This window comes from Limosilactobacillus reuteri, from assembly GCF_002254085.1.
Taxonomy (GTDB): domain Bacteria; phylum Bacillota; class Bacilli; order Lactobacillales; family Lactobacillaceae; genus Limosilactobacillus; species Limosilactobacillus reuteri_K.
In genome coordinates this window covers 61,769-77,944 of the sequence record NZ_NGPY01000011.1, presented here as the reverse complement: position 1 = coordinate 77,944, position 16,176 = coordinate 61,769, and the positions used below count along the sequence as shown (strand labels likewise).

The 16,176-nt window shown below is 37.2% G+C and carries 10 protein-coding genes and 1 other annotated feature; of the genes, 6 read left to right on the top strand and 4 right to left on the bottom strand.

What is annotated here, in order from left to right; genetic code table 11:
• Positions 1-70 precede the first annotated feature (70 nt).
• Positions 71-1,405: an NCS2 family permease gene (locus CBG10_RS02910; RefSeq protein WP_094501863.1), complete on the top strand. Its 1,335-nt coding sequence runs from the start codon at positions 71-73 to the stop codon at positions 1,403-1,405.
• A 55-nt stretch (positions 1,406-1,460) separates the two neighbouring features.
• Here the strand turns inward: CBG10_RS02910 and CBG10_RS02905 are convergent, their stop codons facing one another.
• From CBG10_RS02905 to glsA, 3 genes are all read right to left on the bottom strand, one after another.
• Positions 1,461-2,867 (bottom strand): glutamate decarboxylase, encoded by a 1,407-nt coding sequence (locus tag CBG10_RS02905; RefSeq protein ID WP_094501865.1) that lies wholly within the window; start codon positions 2,865-2,867, stop codon positions 1,461-1,463.
• A 17-nt stretch (positions 2,868-2,884) separates the two neighbouring features.
• Positions 2,885-4,423 (bottom strand): glutamate:gamma-aminobutyrate antiporter, encoded by a 1,539-nt coding sequence (gene gadC / locus CBG10_RS02900; protein WP_094501867.1) that lies wholly within the window; start codon positions 4,421-4,423, stop codon positions 2,885-2,887.
• Between the two features lie 410 nt (positions 4,424-4,833).
• Entirely contained in the window at positions 4,834-5,754 is a 921-nt protein-coding gene (gene glsA / locus CBG10_RS02895) for a glutaminase A (protein WP_094501869.1), read from the bottom strand.
• A 177-nt stretch (positions 5,755-5,931) separates the two neighbouring features.
• Here glsA and gadC (CBG10_RS02890) point away from each other — a divergent pair, with 177 nt between their 5' ends.
• Positions 5,932-7,485 carry a glutamate:gamma-aminobutyrate antiporter gene (gadC, locus tag CBG10_RS02890; protein WP_094501871.1) on the top strand — a complete coding sequence of 518 codons (1,554 nt, stop codon included), beginning with the start codon at positions 5,932-5,934 and terminating at the stop codon, positions 7,483-7,485.
• Positions 7,486-7,622: 137 nt separating this feature from the next.
• On the opposite strand, the gene rpsD is transcribed toward gadC (CBG10_RS02890), so the two are convergent.
• On the bottom strand, positions 7,623-8,228 hold the full coding sequence (gene rpsD / locus CBG10_RS02885; RefSeq protein ID WP_003666632.1) for a 30S ribosomal protein S4: 606 nt from the start codon (positions 8,226-8,228) through the stop codon (positions 7,623-7,625).
• Between the two features lie 390 nt (positions 8,229-8,618).
• On the opposite strand from rpsD, the gene ezrA reads away from it, so the two are divergent.
• The 4 genes from ezrA to CBG10_RS02865 all read left to right on the top strand — a co-directional run bounded on the left by ezrA (position 8,619) and on the right by CBG10_RS02865 (position 15,913).
• Positions 8,619-10,322 carry a septation ring formation regulator EzrA gene (gene ezrA / locus CBG10_RS02880; protein WP_318529607.1) on the top strand — a complete coding sequence of 568 codons (1,704 nt, stop codon included), beginning with the start codon at positions 8,619-8,621 and terminating at the stop codon, positions 10,320-10,322.
• A gap of 223 nt (positions 10,323-10,545) precedes the next feature.
• Positions 10,546-11,691, top strand: a complete 1,146-nt coding sequence (locus CBG10_RS02875) for a cysteine desulfurase family protein (RefSeq protein ID WP_094511612.1) — start codon at positions 10,546-10,548, stop codon at positions 11,689-11,691.
• 21 nt (positions 11,692-11,712) lie between these two features.
• Complete coding sequence (gene thiI / locus CBG10_RS02870; RefSeq protein ID WP_094508511.1) at positions 11,713-12,933, top strand: tRNA uracil 4-sulfurtransferase ThiI; 1,221 nt, start codon at positions 11,713-11,715, stop codon at positions 12,931-12,933.
• A 42-nt stretch (positions 12,934-12,975) separates the two neighbouring features.
• Positions 12,976-13,186, top strand: a binding site (T-box leader).
• A 72-nt stretch (positions 13,187-13,258) separates the two neighbouring features.
• Positions 13,259-15,913 (top strand): valine--tRNA ligase, encoded by a 2,655-nt coding sequence (locus CBG10_RS02865; protein ID WP_094511610.1) that lies wholly within the window; start codon positions 13,259-13,261, stop codon positions 15,911-15,913.
• Positions 15,914-16,176: the final 263 nt, after the last annotated feature.

The window sequence follows — 16,176 nt, the reverse complement described above, 5'->3', positions numbered from 1 at the left end:
AATATTAGTATTGAAAAACTGATAATTATATGCAATGATCACACTATCATATTCATTTGGGGTGTGTATTTTGGAAGAAACACGAACAATCGACTTTTTCGACCGAACTTTTCATTTGTCAGAGAATAATACGAACATTAAACAAGAATGTTTAGCTGGATTGACGACTTTTGTTTCAATGGCCTATATTCTTTTTGTTAATCCGAGCGTACTAGGAGTAGCCGGAATGGATAAAGGAGCAGTTTTTACTGCAACTGCTTTATCAGCAATTATTGGATGTTTTTTGATGGGAATTTTGGCTAATTATCCAATTGCGATTGCTCCGGGATTAGGTGATAATGCCTTCTTCACTTATTCGGTTGTATTAGCAATGGGAATTCCATGGCAAAAGGCAATGGCTGGTGTTTTTGTTGCCTCTGTCTTGTTTACGATCTTGTCTTTCCTTAAAGTGCGAGAGATTGTAATTAATGCTATTCCTAAAGATTTGAAATACGCAATGGCTGCGGGGATAGGAATATTTATCTCTTTTGTTGGTTTGCAGGGTGGTGGAATCATTGTTTCAAGTAAATCATCACTAGTTGAATTAGGATCGCTAACAGTTCCTACAACCTGGATTACAATCTTTGGGATTTTCTTGATTGCAATTTTAATGGTCAAAAAGGTTCCAGGAGCAATTTTTATTGGCTTAGTTGCAACAACGCTTCTTGGTCTGTTAACGGGATTGGTTAAGATGCCGGATCATCTAATTTCAATGGCTCCTAGCTTAGAACCAACTTTTGGGGTGGGAATTAAGTTCTTGCCAACAATGACTGATCCAAAGATGTGGGCTATTGTCTTAATCTTCTTATTGGTAGCTTTCTTTGACACTGCTGGAACCTTAGTTGGGTTAGCCCAAGAAGCAGGATTAATGAAAGATAATAAAATGCCCCGGATTGGTCGGGCTTTAATGGCCGATTCGCTTTCGATGTTAGGAGGGGCGGTAATGGGAACGACTCCAACTTCTGCCTATGTTGAATCCTCAGCTGGTATTGCGGTAGGTGGAAAAACCGGTCTGACTGCGATTGTAACAGGAACGCTTTTTATTTTAAGTATGGCTTTTTCTCCTTTACTCGAAGTTGTTACTACTCAAGTGACTGCCGCCGCTTTAATTGTAGTTGGGGTATTGATGGTCTCCGCCTTGAAAGATATTGAATGGGATAAATTTGAAATTGCACTGCCATCATTCTTGGTTGCTATTGGAATTCCGCTAACTTATAACATTTCTTATGGGATTGCATTTGGTTTTCTTACGTATCCAATCTTAATGGTTGCTGCAGGACGTCGCAAAGAAGTAAATGTTGTAATGTGGAGCATGTTTTTTGTTTTTATTGCGTTGCTGTATATTTTGAATGTTTTGCCAAAATGAAAAAGGTCTAAGCAAGTTTTTACTTGTTTAGACCTTTTTATTAATTGTTTAAGGCTTAATGAGTGAAACCATACTTTTTAAGCTCAGTTGTTTTATGTCCTACTAGTGTTGAATTATTTAACGCTTTGATATCACGTTTCATGTCATCAATAAATTCGTGAGCTCTACTCATTCCAAAATCAGCACGACATACTATTCGTTGTACTTCAATTGTATCTAAATTCTTTGGAAGTGGATAAGCAGGAACTTGCCATCCTTGCATCCGTAATCTATCAGCTAGATCATATAGAGACCAGTCTTGCGCAGTTAAGTCTTTTAACTTGTAACAAACAATTGGAATTTGAGAGCCATCATTGACCATTTCAAACATACCCATTTTTTGAATTTCTGTTGCTAGATAAACTGCAACGTCATGAGTACGTTTTTGAATCTTTTTATATCCTTCAAAGCCAAAACGAACAAAATTGTAGTATTGCCCAATTATTTGTGAGGCACTACGTGAGAAATTAATTGCCATTGTTGGTAATTCTCCTCCTAAGTAACTAACCTTAAAAATCAGTTTGTCAGGTAGGAATTTTTTATCACGCCATAATACCCAACCAATACCAGGATAAACTAAACCATACTTGTGGCCAGAAGCGTTAATGGAAACAACATTCTTTAGTTGGAAGTCCCATTTAATGTCAGGTTCCATAAATGGAGCATAGAATCCACCAGAAGCAGCGTCAACGTGAATATAGACTTTGTAATCTGTTGTCTTGTTGTATTCTTCAACTAGATCATTTAATTTTGCAATATCGTCATAACGACCGGTGTAAGTAATTCCCATAATCCCTACGATACCGATAGTATATTCATCGACATAATCCATAACTGTATTCATATTAAGCGATTGGTGCTCTTCATCCATTGGAACTGTCCGTAGCTCAACATCAAAATATGTTGCAAATTTTTCCCAACAAATTTGATATCCAGAAGATATTACTAAGTTTGGCTTTCGGGCATTAATATCAAGCCCTAATTTTTTTGCTCGTTCTCGCCAAGCAAACTTCATTGCTAAACCACCAAGCATACAACCTTCAGAAGATCCCACTGTTGAAGTTCCCATGTAGTCTTCATCTTTTTGACCGTGCCATAATTTAGCAATAATATTTACACAACGGTTTTCAAGTTCAGCAGTTCGTGGATATTCTGATTTGTCAATAGCATTTTTTTGCATTGTTTCTGCCATAATTTGAGTTGCTTTTGGTTCCATATAAGTTTGACAAAAAGTAGCCAAATTTTCACGGGCATTTCCTTCATCAAGTAATTGATCTTTGACAATTCGATAAGCAATTTCTGGAGGAACAGGTTCCTTATTTAATTCATATTTTGATAGTGCATGATCAGAAGTGTATGAACCGAAAATAGGGTCTAACACATCGCGTTTTTCTTGGTCATTTTTTCCGTATAATCCTGCCATAGATAAAACCTCCTAGGTTAATTTGCTGAATGTTTTTTTTCGTCTGAATTTGCAATGATATGATGTTCTCCCCGAGCAATTGGTGGGGTGGTTGGGTTAATATCCTTAGCAAGCATATGCTTAGGGGTACTAATCGAATGATGCTCGTGCTTTAAATAAAATTCATAGATTAGGAACGGTAATAAGACCGTAATTACAAAACTAATTATTAATACATAAAGGTAAGCATGGTGTGAACTTGTGGGTAAACTGCTTGGCGGAACAAAAGAGATTAATAGTGCAAAAATAGAAACTATCAACCCACAAATAGCAACAATTGATTTAACAACGGTTCCTCCAGGAATTTCATAGGTACGTTTTAAGTCTTTCTTTTTGAAGACAAGGACTAAGTACCCGATGAAAAATAGTAAGTATCCTACTAGATAAATTACAACAGTTAAAGAAATCGCTGCAAAAAAAGAAACATTGTTACTTCCGCCACCGAAAGTTAAGACTGCATCCCAGATCGTAACCACGATTCCCTGTGTGAGAATTAAGACGGTTGGAACTTTGTGCTTATTTGTTTTTTGAAATACTTTGGGAAGAATTCCTTGCTGGGCAGTAGCGAACATTCCCCGCGAAGGACCGATAACCCATGAACTAATTTCTGCCATTACCCCACACGCAATCATTAAGGCGATTATTTTAACCAACCAATTAAGATGGGAGTTAAAATAAAGCAACAGATACTTAAATGCCTGAACAACACCGGCACTTAATGATAGTTCTTTTTGTGGAACGACAGCAGCAACGGCAAAGCCACCAAAAGTATCAAGGAAAATTGCCAAGATTACTAAGATGAACATTGCTAAAGGATAATTTCGCTTAGGATTTTTAAGCTCATTAATGTGCGAGGCTGAGGCTTCAACCCCCATATAAGCTAGAATAAACGAAACAAAGACAACTAAGGTGTTTAGCTTAGCAAAATCGGGGATAAAAGCATGTGCTGAAAATTGGACTTGTAATTTCCCGCCAGTAACTACGTATGCAATTGCTAAGCAAAAGAGGGTTACTGATGGGATTAGGATTCCGATAACAAATCCAGTTTTAGCAATATAAGCGGTATATTTAGTTCCCCAGAATTGTGAAAATGTTAAAAACCAGAAAACAATTAAAACACCCCAAAATTTAATAGCGGGTTTTTCGTCAAGGGCGGCCCAATTCAGAACGTATGAAAATGCTCCTAAAATGAAGTAAATCATGGTAACGAAGCCCACGGTAATTTGGAACCACTGAAAGAAGATAGCAGCAAATCCCCATCTTCTTCCAAGAGTATGAGAAACCCAGCTGAAGATACCACCACCATTATTGTTCCAGCCATTAACGGTAGCCATTTCAGCGGCACATAAGGCGACTGGAATGAACCAGAATAAACCTCCAAGAATAAGGAAGAATATTAAGTGGAGCTTTGAGGTGGCAAATGTTGGATATTCATAAACTGTGAGAACCATTGAGGCCGTCAGAGAAAAGAAACCGAAAAGCGTTAAATTTCTCTTAGTTTGTTGAGTATTAGCCATTTCTTACTCCTTTCAAAAGAGATATAACAAATTTTCAGTACTGATTAATTCATTATCCACAATATAAATAATAATCATTATTTATATTTAAATAATAGCACTTGATGCTCAGTTTTCAATTATTATGATATTATTTTATTTATTTAACTGCGGCTGGTGTGCTACTTTTTACTGTAAAAATTGCAAAATTATATTAATTGCTAATTATTTTTAAGTTTTTGTTTTAATCATACATATTAAAATTCTATATTATGATCTCATAAACATAAATCCCCTCAATAATTCATTACAATTATCAAGGGGATTTGTAACTATATTATGACTCATTCATGATATCTCGAATGATAAAAACTGATTCTTAAGTAAGAAAATCATTTGTTAAGAATTTAGTATGAGTTGAACCTTAATTATTAGTACTGAAATATATCAATCTTAAGTTCATTACTAATTTCTTCAAGGGCAGCTAATCCTGCAACACTGTTACCAGCATTATCTAATGGTGGACTAAAAATACCAATCCCGAAACGATTAGGCGCTGCGGACATTAAGCCACCGCCAACACCACTCTTAGTAGGTACACCTATAATTGATGAATATGTACCAGATTCGTTATATAACCCGGTAGTTGTCATAAGGGATTTAGTATAGGTTGCTACTTCAGTAGGAACTAATCGCTTATTGTCCCAAGGCTTAATACCATTGTTTGCTAAGACTGCGCCTAGATTAGCTAGGCTAATAGCGGTGACCATCATTGAACACTGTTTAAAGTATGTTGTTAAACTTGTTGTTACGTCTGCATGTATCATCTTATTGGCCTTTAAGTAATAAGCTAATGATCGATCCGTATCCCCAGTTCGATCTTCTGACTCAAATATTTCTGAATTAAGTGAAATTTGCGGATCATGACAAATTTCACGGGCAAATTGAATTATTTGATCGAAAGGACTTTTGCCATTATATGGTTGAATTAAAGATGTTACCTCTATTGCACCCGCGTTGATAAATGGGTTGAGAGGATAATGTGCTTTTTCAATTTCCATATTCAGAATTGAATTAAAAGGGAATCCTGTTTGGCGAGCACCAACATGTTTCGTTACATTGCTTAGTCCAAGTTGTTTAGCGGCATATAAAAAAACAATTACTTTGGAAATGCTCTCAATTGCAAAGCGAACATCAGCATTTCCAGCATTCGTTATGTCATCTTTATTCAAATCATAAACCGCAATTCCGAGTTGCTTAGGATCAACTTTACCTAATGCAGGGATATAGTTTGCTACTTTTCCCAAATTAGTTTTAGCCAAATTATTATCAACTACTTGTTTAAGATCCAAAGTAATCACCTCCTAAATGCTAGGATACTGTTATAAATATAAAACGACAAGCAATAAGTCTATTTTTTGGACACAAAAGCTTATTCAAGCTTATTTGCTTGATAAATAAATTAATTGATGGTAGAAATAGCTAGAGGAGAAGAAATGAATTTTTTATGAAAGGAAGCGCGTGAGCTGATGGTTGATAAAGGAAAACGTAATTTGACGTTATTTGGCTTTTTCTCACTAACTGCATCAATGGTTCTTGCGGTCTATGAGTATCCAACTTTTGCAACTTCTAAGCTTAATTTAGTATTTTATTTAATTCTTGCCGGGATTTTTTGGTTTTTACCAGTTGCTTTATGTGCCGCGGAAATGGCAACTGTTCAAGGATGGAATAAAAATGGTGGAGGAATTTTTAGTTGGATTTCTCATACACTTGGTGAACGGTTTGGCTTTGCTGGAATCTTTTTCCAATGGTTTGAAATTACAGTTGGTTTCATTACCATGATCTACTTTATCTTAGGTGCATTTTCATATGTTATTAATTGGCCAGCCCTAGATGCTAATCCAACAGTTAAGTTTTTTGGAGTTTTAATTATTTTTTGGCTATTAGTTTTTTCGCAATTTGGTGGTACCAAATATACGGCTCGAATTGCAAAATGGGGCTTTAGTTTAGGCATTTTACTCCCGTCTATTTGTTTAATTGCACTTGCTATTTGGTATGTGGTTAAAGGCGGCCCATTACAAGTAAAGTTTACTCCAAAAGCATTTATTCCTGATTTTGCTAGATTAAATACAATGGTAGTATTCGTTTCTTTCATTCTAGCTTATATGGGAGTTGAGGCTTCAGCTACCCACATCAATGAGCTTAAAAATCCTAAGCGAAATTATCCCTTGGCAATGTTTATATTAGTTATTCTTGCTATTTGCCTAGATACTTTTGGTGGATTTGCGGTAGCAGCAGTTGTTCCGCAAAAAGAACTATCATTAAGTGCTGGGGTTGTACAAGCTTTTAAGTATTTAATTTATTACCAAGATCCACACCTGGCTTTACTTGTTAAAATTATCGCCTTAGCTTTATCTCTTGGTGTAATGGCAGAAATTAGTTCGTGGGTTGTTGGTCCGTCGCGTGGAATGTTCGCTGCTGCTCAACGAGGAATTATTCCGAAATACTTCCGGAAAACAAATAAGCATAAAGTTCCGGTTCCCCTAATTATTACCCAAGGAATTGTAGTTTCAATTTGGGATGGTGTTTTAACCTTTGGTGGGGGCAGTAGTAATGTCTCATTCTTCGTTGCTATGTCTTTAACCGTTGTTATTTATTTAAGTGCTTACTTACTATTCTTTGCTGGTTATATTGATTTAATTTTTAAAAAGAAACAATTAAAACGGAAGTATGAGATTCCTGGAGGAACAATTTGTAAGGCAATTGTTGCCTTATGTGGGCTATTGGTTTCTATTTTTGCCTTCTTCATCTCATTTGTCCCACCTTCGAATCTTCCTGAATCATCACATCACGCATACTTAGCTATTTTAATTATCAGTTATTTGTTTGTATTAGTTCTACCCTTTATTTTATATGTAATTTTCAATCACCATAAAGGTCAATATGTGGATGAATCAGATATACCGAAGCATTTCAAGGCAGAAGATATTGTTAAAAGTGTACCGCCAATTGCTCGTGGTGAATTTCATATTGTATCAAATGATGATAAAGATAATTTTAATGCTGAGAAAGTTAAAAAGTGAGATGTAACTAAGTGAATTAAAATAAAAAAGCATTTCCAGAAATTAATCTAGAAATGCTTTTTTTAGTAGTTGGGACACTATGCAGTACCAACTAACATTAAAATGTTGATATAACAACAACGATAGTAATTATCAGATTACTTGTTGTAGAATTCAACGATAAGAGCTTCATCAATATCAGCGTTCATATCTTCACGTGCTGGAATGCGGTTAAGCTTACCTTCAAGTTTGTCGGCATCAAAGTCAACGTATGAAGGACGAGATACAACAGCTTCCACAGCGTTCTTGATGATGTCTAAGTTCTTAGACTTATCACGAACGGCGATGATTTGACCAACCTTAACTTCGTATGATGGAATGTCAACACGCTTACCATCAACAGTGATGTGACCGTGGTTAACTAATTGACGAGCTTGACGACGAGTAGTGGCTAAACCAAGACGGTAAACCATGTTATCAAGACGACGTTCAAGCAATGCCATAAAGTTGGCACCGTGAGTACCTTCCTTAATCTTGCCGGCGCGAACGAAAAGGTTTGAGAATTGACGTTCAGTCATACCGTACATAAAACGTAGCTTTTGCTTTTCACGTAATTGTGTACCATATTCCGAAAGCTTACCGCGACGATCACGACCGTGGTCACCAGGAGCGTAAGCCCGACGTGCTAATTCTTTACCAGTACCTGAAAGTGAAACGCCAAGACGACGTGAAACACGCCAACTTGGACCAGTGTAACGAGACATAAATAAATTCCTCCAATAATTTTAGTTGGAGTAAAATAATCCGATTGTGAGCTTGGCATTCGTGCAGGCTGATTTGAATCTTTCACCCTAGCAGCCGGGTTACTAAAAACACCGTTTGGCACCAGTCTGTTGACGAGCTTGCTCCTCACTGCTGCATTATTTTACACAAAATCTAGTGTACAACGGTTCGTAATAATAAGTCAATCTTTTCTTTAGAAACCTCGTAACTTTTTTAGCAGAATGATGAACAATATAAAAGTTTATTAAACGTCGATGTTTTTTCATATCTTTTAAAGCAGGTTCATTGTGGTATGCTATAATTTTGAATAGGATTATACGGATAATTATTGTGCAAGAGCAATAAACAATAAAAAGTAGTAGGTGGAAAAAGTGGTTTTTCAAGTATTGATTGGTATTTTAATTATTGTTGTAGCAATATTAGCTTGCGTATATTTTTATCAACGACGAGCTGTTAAACAGATCAACGACTTAATGGAAAGCGAGAAAAAGCTAGCAGATCAAAAAGTTGACCAGCAGATCAAAAATGTTGAAGAATTGCAACTAATCGGGGATGCTAAAAAGCAATTTGAAACAATTAAAAACAAGTATGAAAAACAAGTGCGACCAGCAATCACGGCCTTTAATAAACGAGCTCCCCAATTATTAGCAGATTCACGGACGAGCAAGTTGTTGACAATTAACACTCAAATTCGGGACCTGCAAGCAAATTTGGCAAAGTTAACAACAACTCTTCAACAGATCCAAAAAGACTTGCAACATCTTCGTCAACAACAACATACCCATAAGCAAGCGGTCGAGCAGATTAAAAATAAATATCGTCAATTCCACCGGCAACTAAATGAGAAGAGCTTCGAATATGGAGACAGTGAAAAGCAGTTAAATAGCAGGTTAAATGAATTGGAGGATCAATTCGCGCAATTTACTGATTTAACTAATAAGGGCGATATTGAGGCAGCTCAAGAAATTTTAAGCAATTTGCAATCCGAAAACGACAAATTTGAACAAGACCTTAGGAAGATTCCTCAGCTCTATAAGCCAATTGCAACCGAGTTTCCAGAACAATTATCCGAGCTAAAAAGTGGTTATGAGACACTTGTAAAGCAAAATTTCCACTTTACGGAGAAAAATATTGATAAGCAAATTGAACAGCTCCAATCCAAACTGGATCAGACGATTGATCAACTTAACAATTTACAATTAGATGTTGTGGAACAATCTAATAAAGATCTTAGTGACCAGATTGATTACTTATATGGGGTAATGCAGAAAGAAATTGATGCTAAGAATGAAGCTGTTCATTTGATTGAAGTGATGAAAGACTTTACAAAACACGCTCAACGGCAAAATGACGAACTTGGTGTAGAATTAGACCGGTTAAGTTTGAATTACACACTTACTAATCATGAACAAGAAACCGTTCGAGAACTTGGTGAACAAATTAAAGCAATTATTAAACAGTATCGTGATGACGCAGAAGCAGTTGCCAATAAAACGGCTGTTTATAGTCAGGTGCTTGATCGACAAAAGTCTAATCAAAAGAACTTGACTGAAATTGAAAAAAGCCAAGAGAAGCTTAACGATGAAGTTGCTAAATTACAGACTGATGAGCAACGCGCCCGTCAAATGCTTCAAAAATATTCCACCCAGATTCGTACAATTCATCGGCAAGTAGAACAGTTGAACCTTCCTGGCTTACCAAAAGATTACTTAGATTACTTCTTTGGTGTCAGCGATGAGATTAAAAAGTTAGCTGATGAATTGAATGAGTATAAGATCAATATGGATGAAATTACGAAGCAACTGATTATCGTCGAATCGGACCTGGACACATTAAATGACAAGACTGATATTCTTCGTGATAGCGCGGAATTAACTGAACGATTCCAACAATATGCGAACCGGTTTAGTGATAACGAAAAAATTGCAGCAGCTGCTAAAAAATCCCAAGAACTTTTTAAGCAGTTTAACTACACAGCAAGCTTAGAGGCAATTGCGACCGTTTTAGAAGAAATAGAACCTGGTAGTTACAAACGAATTGAAGATACCTATTATCGTGAAATTGGTAAAAATTAAAAGAAATGAGAGGAAATTGGGCAAAGAATCCTGATTTCCTCTTTTCTTATTAAATGATAGTGATAATTAATGCCTAATAGCTAATTTTCTGTTATAATATAAAACCGTTTTAAGAAGAGTCGAAATCTTCAGCAGTAGCCTATCCTATACTGTTGAAATCATAATCAGAGTAGGTTACCCATTTGTAACAACCCTGTGTATTACTTTTAGGAAGGAAATTAGTATGATCTATTTTGATAATAGTGCGACGACAAAGATACTACCGAATGTTTTGTCGACATACGAAACCGTGAGTCAAAAGATTTGGGGGAATCCAAGCAGCTTACATAATTTTGGTGAAAGTGCTTGGAACCTTCAAGAACAGGCACGCCAGCAGATCGCAAAGCTATTCGGGGTTAAGCCTAGTGAGATTATTTTTACTAGTGGTGGTTCTGAAGGAGATAACTGGGTAATCAAAGGAACTGCAATGGCTAAGCACCGTTTTGGCAAACACATTATTACGACTAGTGTTGAACATGCGGCAGTAAAAAATGCATTGGAGCAACTAAAAGACTTCGGATTTGAAGTTACTTATCTCCCGGTTGATAAAGAAGGACGGATCAATCCTGCTGATGTTAAAGCTGCCATTCGTCCAGATACTATTTTAGTGTCTATCATGGCGGTTAATAATGAAATTGGAACGATTCAGCCAATTAAAGAAGTGGGAGAAATCCTTAAAGATTATTCCAATATTCATTTTATGGTGGATGCTGTTCAAGCAATTGGTAAGGGATTAGATGACCAAGTATTTAGTGATCGCGTTGATTTTGCTACTTTTTCTGGTCATAAATTTCATGCCCCACGAGGAACCGGTTTTGTTTATGTCAAGAGCGGGCGTAAGTTAGAGCCCTTGATTGCTGGTGGTGGTCAAGAGCGAACACTACGAAATGGAACAGAAAATACACCGGGTAATGTTGCGATGGCAAAAGCAATTCGGTTAGTAAAGGAAAATGAAGCGGAATCAGTAAAACGTGAACAGGCAATCAAAGAACGGATTTACGACCATTTAAGTAAATTTGATCATGTGAAATTGATTTCTGGCCGCGATCAAGGTTTCGCTTCCCATGTATGCTTTGCAATTGTAGGGGTTCGAGGCGAAACGATTGTTCATGCCTTTGAAGACAAGGATATCTATATCTCAACTACTAGTGCTTGCTCGTCTAAAAAGCATTCCGAAGCCGGAACATTAGCTGCAATGAAAGTTCCAGAAAATATTGCGACAAGTGCAGTTCGAATTAGCCTTGGGGATCAAAATACCCTTGAAGAAGCTGATCAGTTTAATAAAACATTTGATGAATTATATGCTGGCTTTAAGAAAATTATTGAATAAAATCTGAAAGGAGGACATAACGTGCAATATACAGAAATTATGGTTCGTTATGGTGAGCTTTCGACAAAGGGACATAATAAAAAGTCCTTTATTGATCGTTTAGGGGTAAACGTACGAAAGGCCCTTCATAGTTTTGACCAGGTAAAGGTGCATGCACAACGTGATCGGTTGCATGTTGAATTAAATGGAGCTGACTATGATCAAGTGATGAATCGGTTGAAGTTAGTGTTTGGGATTCAAAACTTTTCTCCATCAATTAAAGTTGATAAGACTTTTGAAGCGACTGCAGAGGCAGCAGCACAAATGATCGCTGAACAAGTTGATAAACCAATTACCTTTAAAGTAGAAACTCGTCGGTCAGATCACCAATTTGCAATTGATACCTTTGAAATGAACAACAAGCTAGGAGGATACCTCTTAGATAAGTTTCCTGATAAATTAAAAGTTGATGTTCACCATCCAGACCTAACTTTACGGGTTGAGATCCGTCTTAATGGGATTTTCCTTTCAAGTGAAACGATTAAGGGTGCTGGTGGTTTGCCAGTTGGTACTGCTGGTAAAGGAATGATGATGATGTCTGGTGGAATTGATTCACCAGTAGCTGCTTACCTGGGGATGAAGCGTGGTGTCTCAATGGAAATGGTTCACTTCTTTAGTCCGCCATATACTAGTCCCCAAGCTTTAGCAAAGGCCAAGCAACTAACTGAACGTCTTGCAAAATATAGTGGAAGTATTAAGTTTATTCAGGTGCCATTTGCTGAAATTCAAGAAACAGTCAAGGAAAAAGTTCCTGAAGGTTACTTAATGACGATTCAACGGCGGATGATGCTTCGGTTGGCAGCTGCCTTAATGATTAAGCGTCATGGGCTGGCCATTTTTAATGGTGAATCATTAGGTCAAGTTGCTTCTCAGACAATGGAAAGTATGCTGGCGATTAATGATGTAACTTCTTATCCGGTATTGCGTCCAGTATTGTCATTTGATAAGACCGAAATCATTAAAATTGCCCAAGATATTGATACCTATGATCTTTCAATTCTTCCATATGAAGACTGTTGTACTGTCTTTACCCCGCCATCGCCAAAAACGCGGCCAAATGTTGAGCGGGCTCGTGAATACGAAAAACGACTTGATATTGAAGAATTAATGCAACGAGCTCTTGATGGGATTGAAATTACGGAAATTCATCCTGGTGAAGATTATTTAAACCAAAATGAAGATGTTTTTGCTGAATTACTTTAATTAAGCCTTGACGAGGTTTGATAATTTAGCTATGATACATTTTAATAAGCATTGACCGAAAGAGTAGTAAAGCGGCACCTAAAAAGCGAGATCCTGATAGTGAGAGAGGATTAGTTAAACTTTATGAAGGTAGTTCGGGAGCTGATATACTGAAATTAATAGTAGGTATGTCCGGTTCATTTACCGTTATGAAATGATAAAGTGGAGTATTTTATACTCAAATTAGGTGGTACCGCGATGATTCGTCCTATCGATTGTGATAGGGCGTTTTTTAGTTAATGCACAAAATAAAAATGAAGATTGCTTTCTGAAAGGAGTTTCTGCCATGACAGAAAAAGATATGTCAACCAAGTACGATCCAGCGGCGGTTGAAGAAGGCCGTTATCAATGGTGGATTGACCAAGGATTCTTTAAACCAAGTGGTGACAAAAAAGCTCACCCATATTCAATTGTTATCCCACCACCGAATGTTACTGGTAAGTTGCACTTAGGCCACGCTTGGGATACAACTTTACAAGATATGATTATTCGACAAAGGCGGATGCAAGGCTATGATGTATTATGGGTTCCTGGAATGGACCATGCTGGTATTGCCACCCAGGCGAAAGTTGAAGCCCGTCTTCGTAAACAAGGAATTTCTCGTTATGACCTTGGCCGTGACAAGTTTGTTCAACAAGTTTGGGACTGGAAAGATGAATATGCTGATATTATTCACCAACAGTGGGCTAAGATGGGGATTTCTGTGGATTATGACCGCGAGCGTTTTACCCTTGATGAAGGATTAAATAAGGCTGTTCGGAAAGTCTTTGTTGATCTCTACAATAAGGGCTTAATTTATCGTGGAACTTACATCATCAACTGGGACCCACAAGCACGGACGGCTTTATCAGATATTGAAGTTATTCATAAGGATGATAAGGGTGCCTTCTATCATGTTAAGTATCCATTTACTGATGGAACTACTTTTAACGGTAAGGATTACATCGAAATTGCCACTACTCGTCCAGAAACAATGTTCGGGGATGAAGCGGTTGCCGTTAACCCTAATGATGAACGTTACAAGGACTTAGTTGGTAAGAGGGTCATGGTGCCACTTGTCAACCGGGAAATTGAGATTATTGCTGATGACTATGTAACACCTGAATTTGGTACTGGGATGGTTAAGATTACCCCAGCTCATGATCCAAACGACTTCAAGGTAGGTAAGCGTCACAATCTTCCTGAACTTAATACAATGAATGAAGATGCTTCCATGAACGAAAATGCTGGTAAATACGAAGGTATGGACCGTTTTGAAGCTCGTGAAGCGATCGTTAAGGACCTTCAAGATCAAGGTTATATGTTAAAGATTGACCCAATTGTTCACTCTGTTGGTCACTCAGAACGGACAGGGGTACAAGTTGAAGCCCGTCTTTCAACACAATGGTTTGTTAAGATGAAGCCATTAGCCGAAGCAGCTCTTAAAAACCAAGATACTGATGATCGGGTTAATTTCGTTCCAGAACGATTTGAACACACCTTTACGCAATGGATGGAAAATATTCATGATTGGGTTATTTCTCGTCAATTATGGTGGGGTCACCGGATTCCAGCTTGGTATAACAAACAAACTGGCGAAGTTTATGTTGGTATGGAAGCTCCTAAAGATGCCGAAAATTGGGAACAAGATAAGGATGTTCTTGATACATGGTTCTCCAGTGCGCTTTGGCCATTCTCAACGATGGGCTGGCCTAATACAGATTCAGCAGACTTCAAGCGCTACTTCCCAACCAATACTTTAGTTACTGGTTATGACATCATCTTCTTCTGGGTTTCACGGATGATTTTCCAATCGCTTGAATTTACGGGTCGGGCACCATTTAAGAATGTCCTTCTTCATGGTTTGATTCGTGATGAACAAGGACGAAAGATGAGTAAATCCTTGGGAAATGGTATTGACCCAATGGATGTTATCAAGAAGTACGGGGTAGATGCGCTACGGTGGTTCTTAATTACTGGCTCAACGCCAGGTCAAGATATTCGTTTTAGCTACACTAAGATGGATGCAGCTTGGAACTTTATTAATAAGATTTGGAACGCTAGTCGTTATGTTATCATGAACCTTGGTGAGATGCCTGCCCCTGTTCTTCCTGATAAGAGTAAGTGGGATTTAGCTGACCAGTGGATTTTGAGTCGGTTAAATGCAACTGTAAAGCAGGTTAACGAACAGTTTGACAAGTTTGAATTTGGTGAAGCTGGTCGGGCACTTTACAACTTCATCTGGAATGATTTCTGTGACTGGTATATTGAAATGACCAAGGAAAAACTCAATAATGGGACTGACGAAGAAAAGAATAATACTAAGAATATTCTTGGTTACGTTCTTGATCAGACCTTGAAGATGTTGCATCCAATTATGCCATTCGTTACCGAAAAATTATGGCAGTCAATGCCGCATGATGGTGAATCAATTATGGTTGCAGATTACCCAGTTGCTAATGCTGAACTTGATGATCCAGCCGCAACTGAACAAATGAATAGTTTGATTGAATTGATTAAGGCTGTTCGGAACATTCGAAATGAAGCTAATGCACCAATGTCTAAACCAGTTGACATTTTGGTAAAAGTTGATAGTGATCACTTGGCACAGATGTTGAATGATAACCGGGATTACATTGAACGCTTCTGTCATCCAGAAAACTTAACTATTGGTAAAGATGTTGAAGCTCCTAAGCTTGCGATGAGCGGAATTTTGACTGGAGCAGAAGTTTACATCCCAATGGCTGAGTTAGTTGACCTTGATGAAGAACGAGATCGGATGGAAAAAGAGATTGCTAAACTTGAAAAAGAAGTAGAACGTTCACAAAAGAAGCTTGGCAATGAAAAGTTTGTTAATAATGCGCCGGAAAAAGTTGTTGAAGCTGAACGGCAAAAGGCAACGGAATGGCAACAAAAATTAGCAGCGGCCAAGGAACGTCTTCAATCACTTCAACAAGCTTAGCGTCAATTTATAGTAGGATAATTAACATTTTTAATAATAAATGAAAATTATATCATTTTATTAAATAGGTTAGACTACTATAAGAATGCTATTAGCTATAATATTTATAAATATAGTTTAAAATTAAATTAAAAAGGAATTGGCAATTGCTGATTCCTTTTTTCTTAGTATGAAAAAGTAATCATATATTGCTTGGAAATATTTATCTGTTGATAAGGATTGAATAACTGATAATTAAGCGGTTTATTTAGAAATTATTTCAC

Coding starts and splice junctions, on each gene's coding strand:
- CBG10_RS02905 (WP_094501865.1), bottom strand. CDS start 2,867: ATGGCAGGATTATACGGAAAAAATGACCAAGAAAAACGCGATGTGTTA.
- gadC (WP_094501867.1), bottom strand. CDS start 4,423: ATGGCTAATACTCAACAAACTAAGAGAAATTTAACGCTTTTCGGTTTC.
- gadC (WP_094501871.1), top strand. CDS start 5,932: ATGGTTGATAAAGGAAAACGTAATTTGACGTTATTTGGCTTTTTCTCA.
- rpsD (WP_003666632.1), bottom strand. CDS start 8,228: ATGTCTCGTTACACTGGTCCAAGTTGGCGTGTTTCACGTCGTCTTGGC.
- CBG10_RS02875 (WP_094511612.1), top strand. CDS start 10,546: ATGATCTATTTTGATAATAGTGCGACGACAAAGATACTACCGAATGTT.
- CBG10_RS02865 (WP_094511610.1), top strand. CDS start 13,259: ATGACAGAAAAAGATATGTCAACCAAGTACGATCCAGCGGCGGTTGAA.